This window comes from Coriobacteriia bacterium, from assembly GCA_018368455.1.
Lineage (GTDB): Bacteria > Actinomycetota > Coriobacteriia > Coriobacteriales > UMGS124 > JAGZEG01.
In genome coordinates this window covers 1-18,064 of the sequence record JAGZEG010000027.1, presented here as the reverse complement: position 1 = coordinate 18,064, position 18,064 = coordinate 1, and the positions used below count along the sequence as shown (strand labels likewise).

General features: G+C 63.4%; 14 protein-coding genes and 1 tRNA gene. 3 read left to right on the top strand and 12 right to left on the bottom strand.

Annotation, left to right across the window (positions count from 1 at the left end; genetic code table 11):
• Window positions 1–259: 259 nt before the first annotated feature.
• A complete protein-coding gene (locus KHZ24_11610) occupies window positions 260–1,204 on the bottom strand; it encodes an isoaspartyl peptidase/L-asparaginase (GenBank protein ID MBS5451832.1) in 945 nt (314 codons plus the stop codon).
• Window positions 1,205–1,417: 213 nt separating this feature from the next.
• Window positions 1,418–1,957, bottom strand: a complete 540-nt coding sequence (locus KHZ24_11605; GenBank protein MBS5451831.1) for a hypothetical protein — start codon at window positions 1,955–1,957, stop codon at window positions 1,418–1,420.
• A 302-nt stretch (window positions 1,958–2,259) separates the two neighbouring features.
• On the opposite strand from KHZ24_11605, the gene KHZ24_11600 reads away from it, so the two are divergent.
• The gene (locus KHZ24_11600; GenBank protein MBS5451830.1) at window positions 2,260–3,432 is read left to right on the top strand and encodes an aldo/keto reductase; all 1,173 of its coding nucleotides are present in this window, start codon (window positions 2,260–2,262) and stop codon (window positions 3,430–3,432) included.
• 33 nt (window positions 3,433–3,465) lie between these two features.
• Here the strand turns inward: KHZ24_11600 and KHZ24_11595 are convergent, their stop codons facing one another.
• Window positions 3,466–4,878, bottom strand: coding sequence for a radical SAM protein (locus tag KHZ24_11595; GenBank protein MBS5451829.1), 1,413 nt, complete (start codon window positions 4,876–4,878; stop codon window positions 3,466–3,468).
• A gap of 213 nt (window positions 4,879–5,091) precedes the next feature.
• Between KHZ24_11595 and KHZ24_11590 the strand changes: the two genes are divergently transcribed.
• On the top strand, window positions 5,092–5,697 hold the full coding sequence (locus KHZ24_11590; protein MBS5451828.1) for a TetR/AcrR family transcriptional regulator: 606 nt from the start codon (window positions 5,092–5,094) through the stop codon (window positions 5,695–5,697).
• A gap of 21 nt (window positions 5,698–5,718) precedes the next feature.
• On the opposite strand, the gene KHZ24_11585 is transcribed toward KHZ24_11590, so the two are convergent.
• From KHZ24_11585 to KHZ24_11550, 8 genes are all read right to left on the bottom strand, one after another.
• Window positions 5,719–7,152, bottom strand: coding sequence for a two-component sensor histidine kinase (locus tag KHZ24_11585; protein ID MBS5451827.1), 1,434 nt, complete (start codon window positions 7,150–7,152; stop codon window positions 5,719–5,721).
• 171 nt (window positions 7,153–7,323) lie between these two features.
• On the bottom strand, window positions 7,324–7,995 hold the full coding sequence (locus tag KHZ24_11580; protein ID MBS5451826.1) for a response regulator transcription factor: 672 nt from the start codon (window positions 7,993–7,995) through the stop codon (window positions 7,324–7,326).
• Between the two features lie 42 nt (window positions 7,996–8,037).
• A complete protein-coding gene (pstB, locus tag KHZ24_11575) occupies window positions 8,038–8,820 on the bottom strand; it encodes a phosphate ABC transporter ATP-binding protein (GenBank protein MBS5451825.1) in 783 nt (260 codons plus the stop codon).
• A gap of 184 nt (window positions 8,821–9,004) precedes the next feature.
• Entirely contained in the window at window positions 9,005–9,550 is a 546-nt protein-coding gene (locus tag KHZ24_11570) for a DUF523 domain-containing protein (protein MBS5451824.1), read from the bottom strand.
• Between the two features lie 13 nt (window positions 9,551–9,563).
• The gene (locus KHZ24_11565) at window positions 9,564–10,547 is read right to left on the bottom strand and encodes a hypothetical protein (GenBank protein MBS5451823.1); all 984 of its coding nucleotides are present in this window, start codon (window positions 10,545–10,547) and stop codon (window positions 9,564–9,566) included.
• An 83-nt stretch (window positions 10,548–10,630) separates the two neighbouring features.
• Window positions 10,631–10,707 (bottom strand) — tRNA-Met (locus KHZ24_11560).
• Window positions 10,708–10,821: 114 nt separating this feature from the next.
• The gene (locus KHZ24_11555) at window positions 10,822–13,764 is read right to left on the bottom strand and encodes a hypothetical protein (GenBank protein MBS5451822.1); all 2,943 of its coding nucleotides are present in this window, start codon (window positions 13,762–13,764) and stop codon (window positions 10,822–10,824) included.
• Window positions 13,765–13,769: 5 nt separating this feature from the next.
• Window positions 13,770–16,598 (bottom strand): MMPL family transporter, encoded by a 2,829-nt coding sequence (locus tag KHZ24_11550; GenBank protein ID MBS5451821.1) that lies wholly within the window; start codon window positions 16,596–16,598, stop codon window positions 13,770–13,772.
• Window positions 16,599–16,767: 169 nt separating this feature from the next.
• On the opposite strand from KHZ24_11550, the gene KHZ24_11545 reads away from it, so the two are divergent.
• Window positions 16,768–17,613 carry a TetR/AcrR family transcriptional regulator C-terminal domain-containing protein gene (locus KHZ24_11545; protein ID MBS5451820.1) on the top strand — a complete coding sequence of 282 codons (846 nt, stop codon included), beginning with the start codon at window positions 16,768–16,770 and terminating at the stop codon, window positions 17,611–17,613.
• Window positions 17,614–17,808: 195 nt separating this feature from the next.
• Here the strand turns inward: KHZ24_11545 and KHZ24_11540 are convergent.
• Window positions 17,809–18,064, bottom strand: a 256-nt coding sequence (locus tag KHZ24_11540; protein ID MBS5451819.1) for an FMN-binding protein, incomplete at its 5' end; no start/stop codon positions are given.

Below are 18,064 nucleotides of genomic sequence, written 5' to 3'. Positions count from 1 at the left end.
CCTTCTGCTCTCGCAGTATCCGGCTCTCAAGGTTCGCCGCGCCCCGCGGTGCCCGTGGGCCCCGCCGTTGCGCGAGGAGGTAATATACCGGAGGGCGCTCCCCCCGCGCAAGGGGGAGGGGCGAGACCATAATTACAACACAAATAGATTCTCATCCTTCTCTGCGAGCGAACGCAACGAGGCCGCGATCCATGTCAGGATCACGGCCTCGCCTTCGGGTGCCCCTTATCACTCGGGAGTAATAAATAAGAACCGGAGGCTACTCATGAGTGACGCGGGTGTCACCAAACGCATAGCCATAATTCATCTGAGCACCCTCATTAAATGCGACAACGCCACAGCCGTGGGCCGGCACAACAATGATGCCTCCATCGCCGCCACGATCTTCGACGGCTTCGAGCACAGCACAGGCCGCCTGCTCCAGGCCCTCGCCTGCCATGGAAACGCGCGCATGCACCTGGTAGGCAGCGACCTCCTGGATGAACTTCTCCCCCGTGCCAGTGCAGCTAACGGCCACGCTCCCCTGGTTGCAATACGTTCCCGCGCCACAGAGGGGCGAGTCGCCGATGCGCCCGGGCATCTGGCCTGTGATGCCACCCGTCGACGTGCCTGCCGCAATGACACCGTTGACGTCGCGCGCCACCGCCCCGATTGTACCGTGGCGCGGATCGGCCTCAGGAGCAGGGTCACCGGCAGCCTGCCTGGCCTTGAACTCCGCCAGAGCCTCCTGACGACGCTGCGTGATGAAATACTCGTTGGGAACCTGCTCAATACCCCATGCGTCCAGCTGCTCGGACGTCGGCTCGGCAAACAGCACGTGAGGCGTCTTGTCCATGACGGCACGCGCCACGTCGATGGGGTGCTCGGCCGTCGTCATGCCGCATGCTGCGCCCGTCGAGCCGTCGCCACGCATGAGGCAGGCGTCCATCTCGGCACGGCCCTCAAGCGTCAGCGCCACGCCTCGTCCGGCATTGAAGCACGGAGCGTCCTCCATCACGTGGATGGCCGCGATGACAGCCTCCTCGGCAGGCTCGCCAGCCTCGAGCTTCGCATAGCCGGCAGCAAGAGCCTGCTGCAGGGCAGCGTCGGTCTCGGCCTGCTGCTCAGGCGTCATGTCGTGGACGCGCTTACCGGCACCTCCGTGGATGACCAGCAGGATGCCGTCCTCGTTGCCAGCAGAAATAACGTGAGGAGCAAGAGCCATGGAAAGCCCCTTTCAAGGCGAACAAGCCGCCAGTCGCGCAATGCGGCAATCGGCAGCTCTGTGGCGTATCGTTTCGACGGCAGAGTCTAGCAGCCAGGTTGTTTCTAAACTGGCACCACTGTCGACCGTCCGTGAACCACCACACCGCCGCCCCAGGCACGACGCGACATCGGACGCCCGCTCTCGGCGCCAATGCCACACCCAACCGCCGCGCTACCGCGATGCGGGGCCTCCTTCGGCCGGCTTCGTCGACTGGGCCGCGGCAACAGCGGCTGCGGCGGCTTGCTCGCGACGCGCGACCTCAGCCTGCTTGCGCGCAGCCTCCACCTGCTTGGCAGCTTGCGCCGCCTTCTTTTCATCAGCCACCATCTTGAAGCACAGCACGCACACACCGACGGCGCCGAGCGCCAAGAACAGAGCCCAGGCGATGTGGGCCCGTCCCACGATGCACGCAATGAACGCCGCGACGTTCACAACGGAAAGCAACGCGAGCACAAAGCGATACAGCCTCGTCTTCGTCAACGCAAAGTTGCCTGCAAGGCCCAGCATAGACAGCACGATCGTCACGAGGCCGCCGATCTCAAGCGAGACCGCCGCAAGGATGCCTTGGTACACCGTCGTTCCCCGGGCCGCAAGCTCAGTTGCGGCGTTAGGCGACAGCAGATTCACCGTTCCAACGATGGACACGACAACGCACACAACACCGTAGACAGTAAGCGCACCGAGCAGAGCCTTGAACACCTTCTTTGGCATGGGATCCCTCCGCCCTCTCTTATCGATCACGAACAGGTAGCGCGCCGACATTCGCCAAAAGCCACCGCACAACCTTAATTTCTAGTATTCCCCGTACGCGGAAGGTCGAAATACCCATCGGTCAACTTGTTTAGACTTTTTGCTTTGTAGCCTGTGCCCCTGTGCAGCAGAGCTCCACGAGTTCGCTGAATCTGTCGACGAGCCATCGCGACGACCTCCCCTACGCACCCGGTGGGATACTGAATGCGGACCATTTCGCCGCGCCGCACACGCCCGTGCATCGCTTCAGGGAGAGGACCACCATGGAAGCAAGCCCCACGCCCGCATTCGCCCCTGCGCTCAAGCTCGGCTTTGGCTGTATGCGCCTGCCGCTGCTCGCACCAGACGATCCCACGAGCGTCGACGTCGCGCAATTCGAGCGCATGGTCGACGCGTTCATCGCAGCGGGCGGCACGTACTTCGACACCGCGTGGATGTACCACCAGCACACAAGCGAAACGTTTGTGCGAGACGCCCTCGTGCGACGTCATTCGCGCCCCTCGTTCACGCTCGCCACAAAGATGCCGTGCAACGCGATGCAGGAAGCCGCCGACATGCCCCGCATCTTTGCTGAGCAGCTCGAAAAGTGCGGCGTCGACTTCTTCGATTTCTACCTGCTGCACAACGTGAACGGCAACAACTGGGACAAGGTGCGCTCTTTCGACACGTTCGGCTTCTGCCGGAAGCTGCGCGACGAGGGAAAGATTACCCACCTCGGCTTCTCTTTCCACGACGGCCCAGAGCTGCTCGACGAGATCCTGACCGTCCACCCCGACGTCGACTTCGTGCAGCTGCAGCTCAATTATCTTGACTGGGATGACCCGGGCATCGCGTCGGGCCGCTGCTATGACGTCGCCCGCGCGCACGGTGTGCCCGTCGTCGTCATGGAACCCGTCAAGGGTGGCGCGCTCGCAAACGTCCCCGCCTCCGTTACAGAGCTGTTCGAGCAGGCCCGCCCCGGCTCAACGCCCGCCTCGTGGGCACTCCGCTTTGCCGCAAGCCAGCCGGGAGTCATGTGCGTGCTGTCTGGCATGTCGAGCGAGGCACAACTCGCCGACAACCTCGCGACGTTCGGAGGCTCTTCTGAGCTCGGAGCCGCGTTCGAGCCGCTCGGCGACGCGGAGCTTGCCGTCGTGCGCCAGGCGGCGGACATCATCAAGCGCTCGAGCACCATCCCCTGCACGACCTGCCGTTACTGCGAGGAAGGTTGCCCCGAGGGCATCGCAATCCCAGATGTCTTCGCGCTCTACAACGCAAGCCTCACCGAAGCTGACCGTGCCCACGCTCCGCAGCGCGCGCAGTACCGGGAGCTTGCCGAGGCACATGCACCAGCATCGGCCTGCGTGAAGTGCGGAGCATGCGAGCAGGAGTGCCCTCAGCACCTCCCCATTCGCGAGCTTCTTGGTAAGGTTGTCCGCTCGCTCGAAAACCACTAGGGTTGGCGGCGAGAGCAGAGCGGAGCTCTCCCCCTACTTTTCCCGGGCGGCATACATGGCGGCGAGGTCGCGGGCACGGCGCTCGACACGAGCCTGCTTCTCGACCTTGCACGCCTTCCAGAGCTCATCGGCCACGGGTGCCCACTCAAGAGCCTCCTGCACGCACTTGTCGCACAGCGCACGTGCGTCCTCAGGTGTCTCGAGATCCGTCGAGCGGGCGCCCGCGGCGTCTACCATAGTCGCGAGCCTGCCCGGGTTGTCCAGAATGGGGCAGGGCTTCAGCAGGTTCTCGTTGAATGGCTGGCCGTCGTGATATGCCATGAACAGCGGCGAGCGCAACGCATCGAGCAGCGTCGTGTCATGGATGTTGGCGTTTGAGTAGTGCGCGAACACGCAGGGTTCGACATCGCCCGCCGCGTTGATGTGTAGGTAGCGTCGACCACCTGCTATGCAACCACCCACATACTCGCTGTCGCCCCAGAAGTCCATCGTGAACAGCGGCAGCTTCGTGCGCTGGCCCCGGATGAATCGGAACATGTGCTCGCGCTGGGCAGCGCTGGGCACGAGTTCGGCCGTCGCGCCAACGCCCACGGGCATGAACGTAAAGAACCAGCAAAACAGCGCTCCCCAATCGATCATCTGCCGGAAGTAGTCCTCCGAGCAGATGGCCTCCTCGTTGGCGCTCGTCACGCACGCCGAGATGCCAAACGGTAGACGGGCCTCGCGCAGCAGTCCCATCGCACGCACTACCTTGTCGTACGTCCCCGTCCCGCGTCGTGCGTCCGTAGCGTCGCGATCCCCCTCGACGGACAGCACGGGGATGAAGTTACCCACCGCAAGCAAGCGCTCGCAGAACGCCTCGTCGATAAGCGTGCCGTTTGTGAAGCACATGAAGCTTGCTTCGGGATGGCGTTCGCAGAGCTCCATGAGGTCGCCCTTGCGCACGAGCGGCTCGCCTCCCGTGTAGATGTAGAAGTAGCAACCCAGCTCCTCTCCCTGCCTGATGATATCGTCAATCGTCTCGATATCCAGCGACAGACGATGGCCGTATTCCGCCGCCCAGCAGCCGGTGCATCGCAGGTTGCAGGCGCTCGTGGGATCGAGCAGCACAGCCCAGGGAATGTTGCAGCCATGCTCCTGACGCATGCGCTCCTGTTGGGGCCAGCCCACGAAGTTGGCATTGACGAGAAACGTGCGGAAGAACGTGTCACGCACGTGGGGGTCGAGCTCGTAGAGCCGCATGATGAGGTCGTACCAGTTGTCACGATTTGCAATGGAGCGACGCACGGCATAACGCTGCTCAACGAAAAGGTCCTCGGGGCAGAAGCGATCGACAAACTCCATGAGGCGCGGGATGTTGCGTTCAGGGTCCTTCTTGAGATAGCCGAGAGCCCGATCCATGCCAAATCCGGCAACCTGTCCCTTTATCTGATCTGTGAAGCTCATGTCATGCCCCTCATTTCGACGAGTAGATATATCTCACTTGATGAGTTATACCCAATCGAGGTGTTATTATGCCACAGATGAGAACGTTCTTAATCAGGTTGGCGCGTTGCCCGCTTCCAATTTGGTTTAAACTGGCAAACATAATGGGAGCCTCGAGGTACGCGTCTGCACGGATGGGCGCAAGCGGTCGGGGCACAGTCGAAGGTCGAGGCCATGACGGCGAGGAAGATTGACAGGCGTATCGAGCGCACGCGGGCGGCCATCACCCAGGCCATGGGCGAGCTCATGCGCGAGCAGGACTACGACGACATCACGGTCACGCAGATCGCCCAGCGTGCCGGCGTTGACCGTAAGACGTTCTACCTGCACTATCCCTCAAAAGACGCCCTCGTGCGCGCCATGGAGCACGAGAGGGCGGAACGACTGCTCGGTCTGACGCACGAGATCATAGAGGACAGCCCCGTTCCGCCCGTACAGCGTATGACGACGCTGCTCAATGCCGTCGTCGATCAGGACGCCGACCTGCACCGTCGCATCGCGCTCACGCCATCCTACTCGTTCTTGCTCAACGACGAGAAGGCCATCCTTAAGCAGGCCATCCTCGACGTACTGGCAAGCCGAACGTCACTCGACCCCGACCTGCGCGACCTCTATGCCGACTTCTGTGCCGGCGGCATGATGTCAACGTATGTCGCATGGGTGCAGTCGGGCGAGCAGGTGTCGCGCGAGCGTCTGATCAAGCTGCTGCTCAAGGCCATGTGCGAGGGAGCGGGCATACCGTTCCCCGAGGAGGCCTGGGAAGAGGCTCTGCAGGCATAGCATCGCGCTCGGAGGCGCCGCCTACAGACCGGCGCCTCCGAGCTCCGTCGTCCCAAAATAACCGCCTTCACCGTCTGAGCCCACGTTCTTGAGCCACGCCGTGTCCTTGGCGCCGTGGAAGCTCACTGTGATTGTCGTGCCGGTGCCAAGCTCGCTCGAAATGTCGAGTCGCGCGTCGTGGCAGCGCGCTGCGTGCTTGACGATGGCCAGGCCAAGGCCCGTACCCCCTGTCTGGCGCGAGCGGCTCGCGTCGACGCGATAGAAGCGGGCAAACACTTTCTCGAGATTCTCTGGAGCAATGCCGATACCCGTGTCAGCGACGCTCACATACGGGCGGTCATCCTGCGCCACGCCCGTCGTCACGGTGATGACGCCGCCCGGCCGGTTGTAGCGCGTCGCGTTGTCGCACAGGTTGTAGATGATCTGGTCGATGAGCTTGGGCATGCCGAGCGCATTGACGGGCCGATCCGCACCCACAAGCTCGAACGTGACGTCGGCATCTGCCGCGCGAGATGTCAGACGCCCCACGACGCTCTGTGCGACCTGGGCGAGATCGACAGGCTCGCATGTGCCCAGGGCGCCGTCAACGCGCTCGGCCTCGTCCATCTTCGACAGTGTGAGGATGTCGTTGACAAGCGACGTGAGGTGTTGGGCCTCCTCGTGGATGCGACGTGCGAACTCGGGCACGTCCGCCGGAGCCGCCAGGCCAGTCTCAATGAGCTCGGCATACCCTGATATCGACGTCAGCGGAGTCTTGAGCTCGTGTGTCACATTCGCCGTAAACTCAACGCGCATGCGATCGTTGTCCGAAAGACGCAGGACCTGCTCGTCGATCTGGCGGCGCTGCTCGTCCATGCGACGCAACAGGGGCAAAAGCTCGACGTACGCGTCCTCGCCGTGCTCGAGCGGATGCGAGGGATCGACGGTGTCGAGCGGGGCAACGAGTCGGCGTGCCAGCGCGTTGGAGACCGCGTAGCACAGCGCGACGAGTGCGATGAGGATGAGCACGGCGGCTGGCAGCAGGTTTGCCAGAGCGCCGAGCGCGCCGCTTCGTGTGAGCGACAGACGCAGCACCTGCCCACTCTCGAGCCTCTGGGCGCCATAGAGCAACACCTGCGACAGCGTGGAGCTGCTGCGCACGGCCGAGCCACTGCCTCCTTCGAGCGCGGCGCGAACCTCGGGGCGGTCGGCGTGGTTCCCGAGCAGCGAAGCGTCTTGGACGCTGTCGAACACGACCGTTCCGTCGGGATCGATGAGCGTCAGGCGCGTGTCCGCGACCGCATCGCCCTCGTCGGCCAGCGACACGGCCAGTCCCACGGGGTCGTTGCTCGCGTCGAGCACCGCCGCGATGGCAGCGCACTCCTGCACGAGTTCTTTCTCGCTCGCGTCGATGATGGAGCGCTGCATGAGCAGGGCAGACGCGACAACGCACGCAACGAGAATGAGAGCGCCCATCGTGAACAGCGCCCAGAACAGTTTGCGCCGCATGGAGGGGTGCGCCGCAACTGGCGATGGATCGTTCGCCTGGACAGGAGCATCCGCCTGAGCAGGGGCTTCCTGGGGTGACGTCATGAGGGCCTCGCGCCCTTGCAACGTTGCTGCGGCCATGAGGATGAGCTGCCAGCTCTAGCCACGCAGGCGATAGCCCACGCCGCGGACAGTCTCTATGGCAGCGCTCGACCCCTCGAGCTTGCTGCGCAACGTCTGCACGTGGACGTCGACCGTGCGGCTTCCGCCGTCGAAGTCCCAGCCCCACACCTGTTTGAGCAGGCTGTCGCGCGTGCACACGATGCCGGGATGCGCCATGAGGTAAGCCAGCAAGTCGAACTCGCGCAGCGTCAGCGAAACGGGAGCTCCGTCCAGGCTGACTTCGTGGCGCGAGGGCGACAGTGCGAGGTCGCCCACCGTAAGCGTGTCATCGGCCGGAGCGAGGCGCCGGGCGCGGCGCAGCAAAGCGCGGCAGCGGCTCACGAGCTCCATCATGCCGAACGGCTTGGAAAGGTAGTCGTCCGCCCCGCCGTCAAGCGCCACGACGGTGTCGAACTCTGTGTCTTTGGCCGTCACCATCATGACGGGGATGTCCGCCGTCGAGGGATTGGCACGCAGGCGCTTGAGAATTTGCAGGCCATCGGCATCTGGCAGCATGATATCCAGCAGGATGGCGTCGGGCAGGCGGCGCTCGCACGCTGCGCGGAACTCAGCATCGGTGCCGAAGCCCTCGACCTCAAGGCCCGACTGCATGAGCGTATACACCGTAAGCTCGCGGATGTTGCGCTCATCCTCAACGTAATAGATCATGCGCTTCAGCCCCTCAACGCCGATGGCCCGTATCCGGCTATCTTAGCTGAAGCGGCCGTTGATGTAATCGCTCGTACGCTGGTCACGCGGATCGCCAAAGATCTGCGACGTGGCGCCGAACTCGACCATCTCGCCGAGCAGGAAGAACGCCGTCTTGTCGGCAACGCGCGTGGCCTGCTGCATGTTGTGCGTGACGATAATGACGGTGCGGTCCTTCTTGAGCTCGCACGTCAACTCCTCGACCATCTTCGTCGAAATGGGGTCGAGCGCCGAGGTAGGCTCGTCCATGAGCAGAACCTCGGGCTTGACAGCAAGGGCGCGGGCGATGCACAGGCGCTGCTGCTGGCCTCCGGACAGGCCCAGAGCGCTCTTGTGCAGGCGGTCCTTGACCTCGTCCCAGATAGCGGCGGCGCGCAGGGACTCCTCAACGACGCGGTCGAGGTCGGCACGCTTCTTGATGCCATGAGCACGCGGCGCATAGGCGATGTTGTCATAGATGCTCATCGGGAATGGGTTGGGGCGCTGGAACACCATGCCGACGCGGCGACGCAGGGCATAGGGATCCATGTCTTGGTAGACGTCGTCTCCCGAAATCGTGATCTTGCCGTCGATGCGACAGCCCTTGATGAGGTCGTTCATGCGGTTGAGGCAGCGCAGAAACGTTGACTTGCCGCAGCCGGACGGGCCGATGAACGCCGTGACCTCGTTCTCGAGGATGTCGATGTTCACCTTCTTGAGCGCCTGGAAGTCGCCATAGTACAGGTCGAGGTCCTTGACGGCGACCTTCGGCTTGACGGCACCGGCGACGCTGTACGCGCCCTCCATGACGTTGACCTTTTCGCCGGCAACGGCAACGCTCGCAGCAACTGAACTCAAGGCTTCCTCCCAAGACGGGGCTCTGAGCACGCGCGGGACATCGAGGCCCACGTATGCGATCTTGGAAGACAGCCTAGCGCCGCGATGTCGCACGCCTGCAAGGCGCACGTCAAGGGAGTGTAAGGACGCCCTGCTACTCCCCCGCAGGCTCCAAGGAAAGCGCCGTCGCGAGCTCGTGTTCGTCCACGAGGAGCATGCCAGCATCGAGCAGGCGCTGTGCGAGCACACCGAAGCCGGGACGCAGCGTTCTCGTGAATGTGCCGTCATAGACGCAGGCGACGCCACACGAAGGGCTGTGCGCCTTGAGGATGGCCACCCTTGCGCCGCTGATAGACGCAACGTCCGCCATGAGCTGCGCCCCGCGCTCAAAGGCGGCCGTGACGTCGGAGCCATCGCGCAGGATAATGCGACCCGTGGTGGGCTGTGCCTCGGCAGGAGGGCGGGGCACGGGCAGGCCACTCGCCCTCTCGGGACAGACGCGCACAACATGCAAGCGCTCCGTTAGGGCACGGACGCAGTCGTTAGGGCGCGCGCTGCCATCGTAGCGGCAGGGCACGCCGAGTAGGCAGGCACTCACAACGACAGGCGCGCCGTCGGGAAGCGCACGCAGCGCTGCCAACGCGCGAGAGGCGCGATCTGCGTCTTGCTCGGAGAGGGCCGTAGGTTTTGAGGTGCCCATGACGACAGGCGCCCTACGACAGCAGCGTGTTGACCGTCACGGCACCGTTGACCATGAACTGGTTGACGTAGTCGGTCCACTGCGAGCTCACCGTCGTCGTTGTGGACTGGTACTGCTGGTAGGCGACGTAGTAAGCCAGCTGGGCAGCCTCGTAGTTTGCCGAGTCAGCCGAGAACGTGGCGTCCTTGAGCACGGCATAGAACACGTTGTCCTGGTTTGCCCACGTCCCGTGCGCGCTGTCCCAGGCATCGCCGAGCAGAGCGATGATGTACGTGGCATAGTCGGCGTTCGCCGTCTCAGTATCACCGTTCTCGGGGGCCTGCGGGGCCTGGGGCGCTGCGGGAACCTCGCCGATGACCTGGTCGCGCAATGCCTTGACGCCGGCGGCCTCCGTCAGAATCGTCCGCGCCTGATCAACGTCCATGCCGTACGTGTTGGCGATCGTAGCGAGATCCGTCGTGCCGGACAGCTGCTGCAGGTAGTCGTTGAGCTCGTCGTCGGAAACAACGATTCCCGCCTCAGCCACCTTGTCAGCAAGGATACGGTTGCGCGCATATGACATGATCATGTCAGCCGTCGGAGCCTTGTACGTGCCGTCATCGTTACGAACAGAGCTCAAACTCACGGAATCCTCGATGGCCTGGCGCGCCGTGATCTCGAAGCGCTCACCCTCATACGTGTAGCTGCCCACGGGCTCATCAAGTTGACTCTCCGTGATCGTGGACGCTATGGGCTGCTGCGGCCAGGGGATGAGGTTGCCAAGAAATACCATGCCGAGCACAGCGCCGAGCACGAGCGTCAGAAGCGCGATGAGAATGACAAGTAGCGGGCGCACGCCCTTGCGTCGGGGAGCCGAGGCGGGAGGCTGCTGCGCGCCGTATGCGCCGGCATAGGCGGCCGACGGCTCAAAGCGCTGACCCACGGGGTTGGGTGCCACGGCAGCCGGGCCAAAAGGTGCGGGCTGCTGTGTCGCGTGCTTATGCTTGTGAATAGCCATGGATACCTCGCTTGCATAGGGACGAGATTGGCATCTATACGAAAACAGGCCAGAAGCTGAAAGCCTCTGACCTGTGATTTCGCTGGTCGCGGGGGCCAGATTTGAACTGACGACCTCCGGGTTATGAGCCCGGCGAGCTACCAGACTGCTCCACCCCGCAATTTCGCTCGCTTGCGCGTGCGGGTATTTATAATAGCAGGCTTGCTGTTGTTGGCAAGGCCTCGCTATACATTACCGTACGCATCACAGCTTCGCCATAAAATAGCTGCGACTCCTACCTGAACAGATCGAGCAGACGGTCGATGAACGTCTTATCCTCCTCGGCCGAGTCGGACGCAGAAGAGCCCGCGTCCTTCTTTGAGCCGCTGCTCGAGCTTGTGCTGCCGGAGCTGTCGCTCGAGCTCGCCGCGTCGCTGCCGTTGTCGGCGGCCGTCGCCGTGCTCGCCTTCGTCGTGGTCGTACCCGCATCAGAAGATTCTGCGTCGTTGCTCTCGGTTGTCTCGGGGGCGTCGATCCCGTTGACGACGTAGACGAACTGCACGCTGTTCACGGCGTAGTTGTCAGGCGCCACAAACGAGCGCTGTACGAAGTCCGCGCCGAGCTTCTGGTCGATAGCTTCCTGCAGCTTGTCGAGGATCTGGTCGTCCATGTCCTGCACGCTGTCGTTGAGCTGGCTCGCTCCACTTGCCAGATCGTTGGCGCCACTGGCAGCCGAGCTCATGCCATCTGCAAGGTCCTTGGCGCCCGAGGCGGCCGACTGTGCGCCCTCCTTCAGGCTCGTCGCGCCGTCAGACACCTGACCGACGCCGCTCGCCAGCGTTCCGACGCCCGTGCTGAGCTCGTCTGCGCCGCTCGAGAGCTGCGTTGCCCCGCCTGCGAGCGTGTCCGCGCCGCTCTCGAGCGAGCCCGCGCCCTCCGCGACGCTCCCCGCGCCGCCAGCAACCTGGTCGGCACCGCTCTTGAGCGAATTCGCGCCCGAGCTTAGGCCGCTCGCGCCGTCCGCAACCTGCTGGGCGCCGCTCTTGAGATCGTGCGCGCCCGAGCTGAGCTGCCCCGCACCGTCGACCGCTGCGCCGGCGCCCTCAACGAGCTGATCGGAACCGCTCTTGAGGTCATATGCGCCCGAGCTCACGCTGCCTGCGCCGTCTGCCACCTGCTGGGCACCGTCTGCCACCTGCTGGGCACCCTCGCTCAGCGCCGCAATGCCATCGACGGCCTCGTTCATGCCGTCGCCCAGGGCCGACGCGGACTCGTTGATCGTGTCGACGGCCTTTGTGTACTCGTCGAGGCCCGTACCAAACGGCTCGGCACCTGACGCCAGGTCAGACGCGCCGCTTGCAAGGCTCTGTGCGCCATCGTTTATCTGGCCATATGCGTTGATGGCCTCATCGAGCGCCTGGTACGCACCGATGTTGGCGACAAGCTGGATGGCCTGCTTGACGATGTCGATCAGGTTCGCCGCGTTTGCCTGGCGATCGGAGCCGCTCGAGGACGCAACGCTCAGCGCCGCGTCCGAGATCTGCTCGGAGAAGGCGGCGTACACCTCGTCAGCCGATCCGAAGCCGTCGGTGAACAGGCCGTCGCGGGCCGCAATGAGGCCGTCAAGGTACTGCTGGCTGCCGTCGGCAAGCGCCTGGGCGCCCTCGCTCACACTCCCGATGCCGGAGTAGACCTGATCCCAGCCCGTCATGATGCTCTCGCTATTGCCGCTCACCTGACCGATGCCGTCCAGCAGCTGCTGCGTTCCGTCGCGCAGCGTCGTGGCGCTGCCGTTGAGCGTCTGCAGGCCATCGTTGAGGCTTGCGGCGCCCTTCGCGACATCGGAGGCGCCCGCATAGACACGATCGGCACCGGCGGCTAGATCGCCCGCGCCCACCGCGAGGTCCTGCGTGCCCTGGTGCAGCGTCTGCGCACCTGCAGCCAGGGAGTCGACGCCCTCGGCGAGCGTACCCGCGCCCTCGGCCACGCTCGCGGCACCGCCGCTCACCTGCGCGGCGCCGTCAGACAGGTCGCCCGCACCCGCCGAAAGATCCCACGCTCCCCCGCTGACCTGCGAGGCGCCCGACGACAGGTCGCCTGCACCGCCGGCGAGCTCAGATGCGCCGCTCGCAAGGCTGTTAGAGCCGCTCACGAGCTGGTCTGCGCCGTCCTGCAGCGAAGCCGTGCCATCGCTGAGCTGCGTCGTGCCGTCCGCCAGTGTGCCGGCGCCGTCTGACAGCGTGCCCAGGCCACCGACCAGGTCGTGCGCGCCACTGTTCAGCTTGTCGATGCCCTCCTTGAGCGACTTGGAGCCGTCCGCCAGCTGGGACGTCGCGTTCTTGAGGTCACCCGTCTGGCTTGACAGCTCGTCGCCCCCCTCCTCCGCGACGTCGATGGCCATGGACAGGGGCATGCCGCTGACCTGCCAGCCGCTATACTCGAAATCCGACGCATCGCCGTAGAGGTTGAATGTCTTGCTCTCGCCCGGCAGCACGAGCATCGTCGCGATCGTGCTGTTGCCGGCGCGTGCGATAAGGGCGTCGCCCGAGTCCTTGATCTTGAACTTGTCCGACGCGAACGTGCCCTGCGCCTGGACGAAGAAGTTGTTGGCGAACGCCGCCACGTTCTCGTCATCGGAGTCGGTCTGCGCGTCAATCGTGACCTCCATGCGCAGGCTGCCCGAACGGCCGGCCAGCTGCTCAGGAGCGATCTCATCACCATCGAGGTAGTACTTGACCTTCAGGTCCCACGGCAGCTCTGTGGAGGTGCTCATGTTGCCCTGGTAGTAGAACGGCTCGTCAGCCGTCGTCGTGACCTGGACGACGCCGTCCTTCTGCTCGAGCGTCTCACTCGTCGTGAGGTTTTGGACGCTCGTGTAGTTGGCGGGATCGGAGATCGTCTGCGCGCCCGAGTCGAACTGGTTGACGACGTAGACGCCCTCCACCTTGCCCGAGGCGTCCGTCTTGGCGTAGACAACCTCGTTCTTGCCGTTGGGGTCGTGCTTGGCACCCGTGTCGCTCGAGCTCGACGCAGAGCTCTCCGTGTTCGCCGAAGCCCATGCCACTTCGGGCGCGATGATCGAGGGCAGCACCAGCGCGGCAGACAGGCTGCCCACCATGATGGCACGCACAATCTGGCCGCGCGTCGAGACGCGGCGCAGGACAGCGGCACTCTCGGCAGCCGGGGATGCCTGATCGAACGAAGAGGCCTGCTCGGTATCGGTTGCGGTGCGGTTCATGTTTGCTACCTTTCCTCGTCGTTCGAAGCGGGCGTTTCTGTGGTCGGAGATGTGGATTCCGCGCTGGTGCGAGCGCTCTGCTGAGAGCGTGCCTGCTCCTGTGCAAGCTCGCCTTGCAGCTTGCGCAACTCGTGCAGCGTCTGCTGGGCCTGTTGGATCTGCTGCGCGGCGATGACAGACGTGAGCCGATCGATCGACGCCTTGATGTCGTCGAGCGTGGCGCGCTTCGTCATCTCCTCGAGCGTCTCGAGAGGGATGGCACCGACGCTCGTGCCAGCGTCACTGACGACGGGCATCTCGCCGGACGCCTCACCGCGCGGGATGACATGCACGCCGTTGGCCTTTGCCTGCGCCTCCGTGTCGCCCGTCAGCGTCCCCTTGACGATATTCAAAATCTTACCCGAGATGTCAGGCTTCGTGACAGGCGCCACAAGGTCATCGAGATCCGCAAGCGAGGCGATCGCCTCATCGCGCCCGTCTTGAGGGGCGGGCTCTCCGGCCGAGGGATTTGGCACCGGGACGTACAGCTGCGACTCGGGAGCGACGGGGGCGGACGAGGGAGCACCGTCGTGGCTCGTCTCCGGCGGCACCGTGGAAGCCTGCGTCGGCGCGGGCATGGCAGCAGCGGACGCGGGGGCTTCGGGAGCCGGGGAGGCCGACGCGGAAGCCTCGGGAGCCGTGACCTGCTCTGAAGGAGCAGACGCGCTCGCCTTCGCGGCCTCCTGTGCCGCCAGCAGCGCGTGAACCTCCTCCTCGGAGCGCGCCGGGCCCTTGTAGAAGTCGAGCTTGAGCGTCGTGTGGCGGATGACGCCGTCGAACATGCGGAACAGCCACGGCAGGAACACGAACATCATGAGCATGGACACGAACGCGCCACGGCAGATGAGCTCGCCGATCTGGGAGATGATCATGTTGGAGGACATCATCTTCACGGCCAGGCCGGCAAACGTCAGGATGAGCGCCGATGTCAGGATCGTGAGCGCCGAGTGCTTGATGGCCGAGCGCGCCGCCTCCTTGGGCAGGTACAGCTTGCGGCGGTTGAAGTACTCGCGCTCGAAGATGATGGCATAGTCCACTGCAGCGCCCATCTGCACGGCATCGATGACGAGATAGCCCGTGTAGTTGATGCTCTGCCCCATGAAGTACGGCACGGCCATGTTGATCCAAATGGCGAGCTCAATAGCGGCAAGCGTGATGATCGGGATGGAGAGGCTGCGGAACATCAGCGCAAGGACGAGGCCGATGGACAGCATCGTCGCCAGCTTCACGCGGCCCGAGTCCTCGTGCACGACGTTCATGAGGTCGTACGTAGACACCATGTTACCCACAAGACGAGCGTCATCGCCGTAGTAGCTCTTGGCCAGCTCGCGCACCTGCTCTACGGCGTCAAACGCCTCTTGGTTCTCACCTGTCACGTCGACGGTCAGCACGATGCGCGACAGGCCATTGGATATGACCTGATCCTTTTGGTCGTCAGGCACGACGTCCACAGGCATGGCCCGCCCCGCCACCGTGATGTAGCTCGTGACGCCGCTGATGATCGGGTCGGCCTCGAGGTCGTTGATGAGCGCCTGTTCGTTGGCCCATTCGCCCTCGGGCACCATGACGACCCAGCTCTCGCTCGCTCCAAACGCGTCGTTGATGCGCGCGAGCTCCATCTTGTTCTGCGAGTCCGGCGCCGCGCTGTCGCTCGAGCCGTACATGAAGTGGTTGTTCTCCTGAGCCAGGTAGCACGGCACGGCAATGAGGATAACGGCCACGGCAAGCGGCGTCATGATCTTCTGGCAGACGCGGGCGAACTTGCCAAACTCCGGCATGAGGTAGCGGTGCTCAAGCTTGTCGAGCGGCTTGAGGCAGATGAGCAGGAAGCACGGCATGAAGAACATGATGGAGATGAAGCTGAACAGAATACCCTTCGCCAGCACGATACCCATGTTCACGCCGAGCCCGAACTGCATGACCGTCAGCGACAGGAAGCCGAAGAACGTCACGGCAGCGCTCGACAACACGACGGTGAAGCCCTGCACCATCGCGTGCGCCATGGCGTCGACGGGATCGGGATAATCCTTCTGCAGGCCGCGGAACGTGTGCAGCAGCACAATCGAGTAGTCCATCGACACTGCCAGCTGTAGAACGGCCGTACAGATCTCCGTGATGTTGGAGATGGAGCCCAGGAAGATGTTTGACCCCATGTTAAGCGCGATGGCGCAGCCAATGGGCACGAGGAACACGACGGGCTCGAACCACGAGTGCGACGTGAGCTCGAGGATAATGATGACGACGACAACGGCGATAAGGATGATGTACGTGATTTCGGTACCGGACGACTCCTGCGTATAGGCCTGGTCGACGGCGTCTCCCGCCATGGAGACCTGCGTGGCACCGATGGCCTCTGCAGCCGCCCGAGCACCGTCAACGCCGGCCATTGTGGAGCCATCATCGATGGTGAGCTGATAGAGATAGCCGTCATCCGTCTTCCACGTGTCAAGAACCTCTTTGTCCAGCACTGCATCGGGCTGCTTCGTATCCGCCTGAGTGCCGAGCCACATGACCTCGGTGACGCCCTCGACATCGGCAAGGTCTTTCGAAAGCTGCTCTGCTTGGGCAGGGCTGATGCCCTCCGCATACAGGCGCGCATTGGGGACGCCGCCGCCGAACGAGTCCTCCATCTCATCGAGGGCAACCTTGGACTCCATCGTTGCCGGCAGGTAGTCAACCATGGAATAGTTGATGCCCACCTTGGGGATCTGGAGCGCGGCGAACACCACGATGAGGAGGAATACCACCACCACGAGCTTGCGGTGCTTGAGGTATCTCTTGCAGAAGTTCAGCATCGGCGCGGTACCTTTCGACAGACTGCCGTCCACTAGGCTGGGTGTAATTCTAATCAACATAAGTATTGTTACCCATCACGTGTTGTTTTCTCCACATATGGGATATACTAGGATCAGCAGAAGCTCCTCATAATGTGATGCCATGGGGAGTGCACGGTGCACAGCGGCTATGTTGGTGTACCAGGGCCAGACGGCTGGAAAACGAGGGATGGCAATGCATCCGATCACGTTAGGTGCGCTGGATGACAAGATCGCCCAATCGGGAATCGACAGTAAGATTTCTGCGCGCGAGTCCACCGTTGCAGAAGTCGCACGTGAGGTCGCGGCGCGGGCGACAGACGTCCTCTCCCCCACCTGGCGTCGCGAAACAATCTCCGCAAAGACGGATCGCCGCTCCCGTCGCACGAGAAACCGCCTGGCAACAGCGCTTGTTACGCTCCTGCATGACAAGCCACTCAACGCCATCACGGTCAAGGAGCTTACCGAGCTTGCCGACGTGAACCGCGCGACGTTCTATGCCCACTACCGGGACGTCTTTGGCATGTACAGCCAGGTCAAAAGCGACATCTGTCAGATGTTCCGCGAACTCGTGGATACACATGCCGAAGAGATAGGACGAGAAGACTACAGGAACCTCCTACGCGACCTCTTCGCGTACTTCGCGAGCAACGATGATGCGTCCGCCGTCATTATTGGAAGCAGCGGTGACGGAACGTTTTTGTCTGACATCATCGACGTCATACGAGAGGGAAGCTTCGATGCCATCTCTCGGTTCGCTTCGCCCCAGGTCGCAGCGCTGAGGATCCGCAACGAGGCACTGTGCGAGTATTACTTCAACTTTCTGGCCGGCGGCGTCGCGAGCATGCTACGCAGCTGGGTGTTCGGCGGGTGCCGAGAGTCCGTCGACGCAATGGCGGCCATAGCAACAACCTATGTTGAGGGGCTAAACCAGGATATGTTGAAGCACAGCATCGAGGAGTATGAGGCAGCGATTAAAAGCACCGAACGTGACTAGCGCGGCGATGTAAGGCGACGCCGAGCCATAGGGACCTCACGTCAATCTTGCCTCTTTAACACGGGCCTGGATCCTACGACTTGAGAACTACTGCAACGAAGAAGGGCGCCCTCCCGTGTGGGAGAGCGCCCTTTTAAGTGCATTTCTTGGCGTTCAGTGACCGAGGCTTCTGGCGGGCCTATGGCCTCGTGCAGATTACGCCAGGGCCTCCTCGACGGCGGAGAAGATGGCCTTGGAGGTCACCGTAGCGCCGGAGATGGCGTCGACGCCCTCCACGCCGTTGGCCTCGACGATCTTGGCCGGGAGCTGCTCGATGGCCTTCGTGCCGATGCCCTGCGTCTCGGAGTTGTCACCGACCTCGACGGACGCGATCTTGCCGCCCTCGACGGTGACCGTCACGGGCACGTCGCCGCCCATGCCCTTGCCGGTGCCCTCGTAGGTGCCGTCCTTC

Bases quoted from the DNA above. Each gene is read 5' to 3' on its own strand.
- KHZ24_11610 (MBS5451832.1), bottom strand. From the start codon at position 1,204: ATGGCTCTTGCTCCTCACGTTATTTCTGCTGGCAACGAGGACGGCATC.
- KHZ24_11605 (MBS5451831.1), bottom strand. From the start codon at position 1,957: ATGCCAAAGAAGGTGTTCAAGGCTCTGCTCGGTGCGCTTACTGTCTAC.
- KHZ24_11600 (MBS5451830.1), top strand. From the start codon at position 2,260: ATGGAAGCAAGCCCCACGCCCGCATTCGCCCCTGCGCTCAAGCTCGGC.
- KHZ24_11595 (MBS5451829.1), bottom strand. From the start codon at position 4,878: ATGAGCTTCACAGATCAGATAAAGGGACAGGTTGCCGGATTTGGCATG.
- KHZ24_11590 (MBS5451828.1), top strand. From the start codon at position 5,092: ATGACGGCGAGGAAGATTGACAGGCGTATCGAGCGCACGCGGGCGGCC.
- KHZ24_11585 (MBS5451827.1), bottom strand. From the start codon at position 7,152: ATGGGCGCTCTCATTCTCGTTGCGTGCGTTGTCGCGTCTGCCCTGCTC.
- KHZ24_11580 (MBS5451826.1), bottom strand. From the start codon at position 7,995: ATGATCTATTACGTTGAGGATGAGCGCAACATCCGCGAGCTTACGGTG.
- pstB (MBS5451825.1), bottom strand. From the start codon at position 8,820: ATGGAGGGCGCGTACAGCGTCGCCGGTGCCGTCAAGCCGAAGGTCGCC.
- KHZ24_11570 (MBS5451824.1), bottom strand. From the start codon at position 9,550: ATGGGCACCTCAAAACCTACGGCCCTCTCCGAGCAAGACGCAGATCGC.
- KHZ24_11565 (MBS5451823.1), bottom strand. From the start codon at position 10,547: ATGGCTATTCACAAGCATAAGCACGCGACACAGCAGCCCGCACCTTTT.
- KHZ24_11555 (MBS5451822.1), bottom strand. From the start codon at position 13,764: ATGAACCGCACCGCAACCGATACCGAGCAGGCCTCTTCGTTCGATCAG.
- KHZ24_11550 (MBS5451821.1), bottom strand. From the start codon at position 16,598: ATGCTGAACTTCTGCAAGAGATACCTCAAGCACCGCAAGCTCGTGGTG.
- KHZ24_11545 (MBS5451820.1), top strand. From the start codon at position 16,768: ATGTTGGTGTACCAGGGCCAGACGGCTGGAAAACGAGGGATGGCAATG.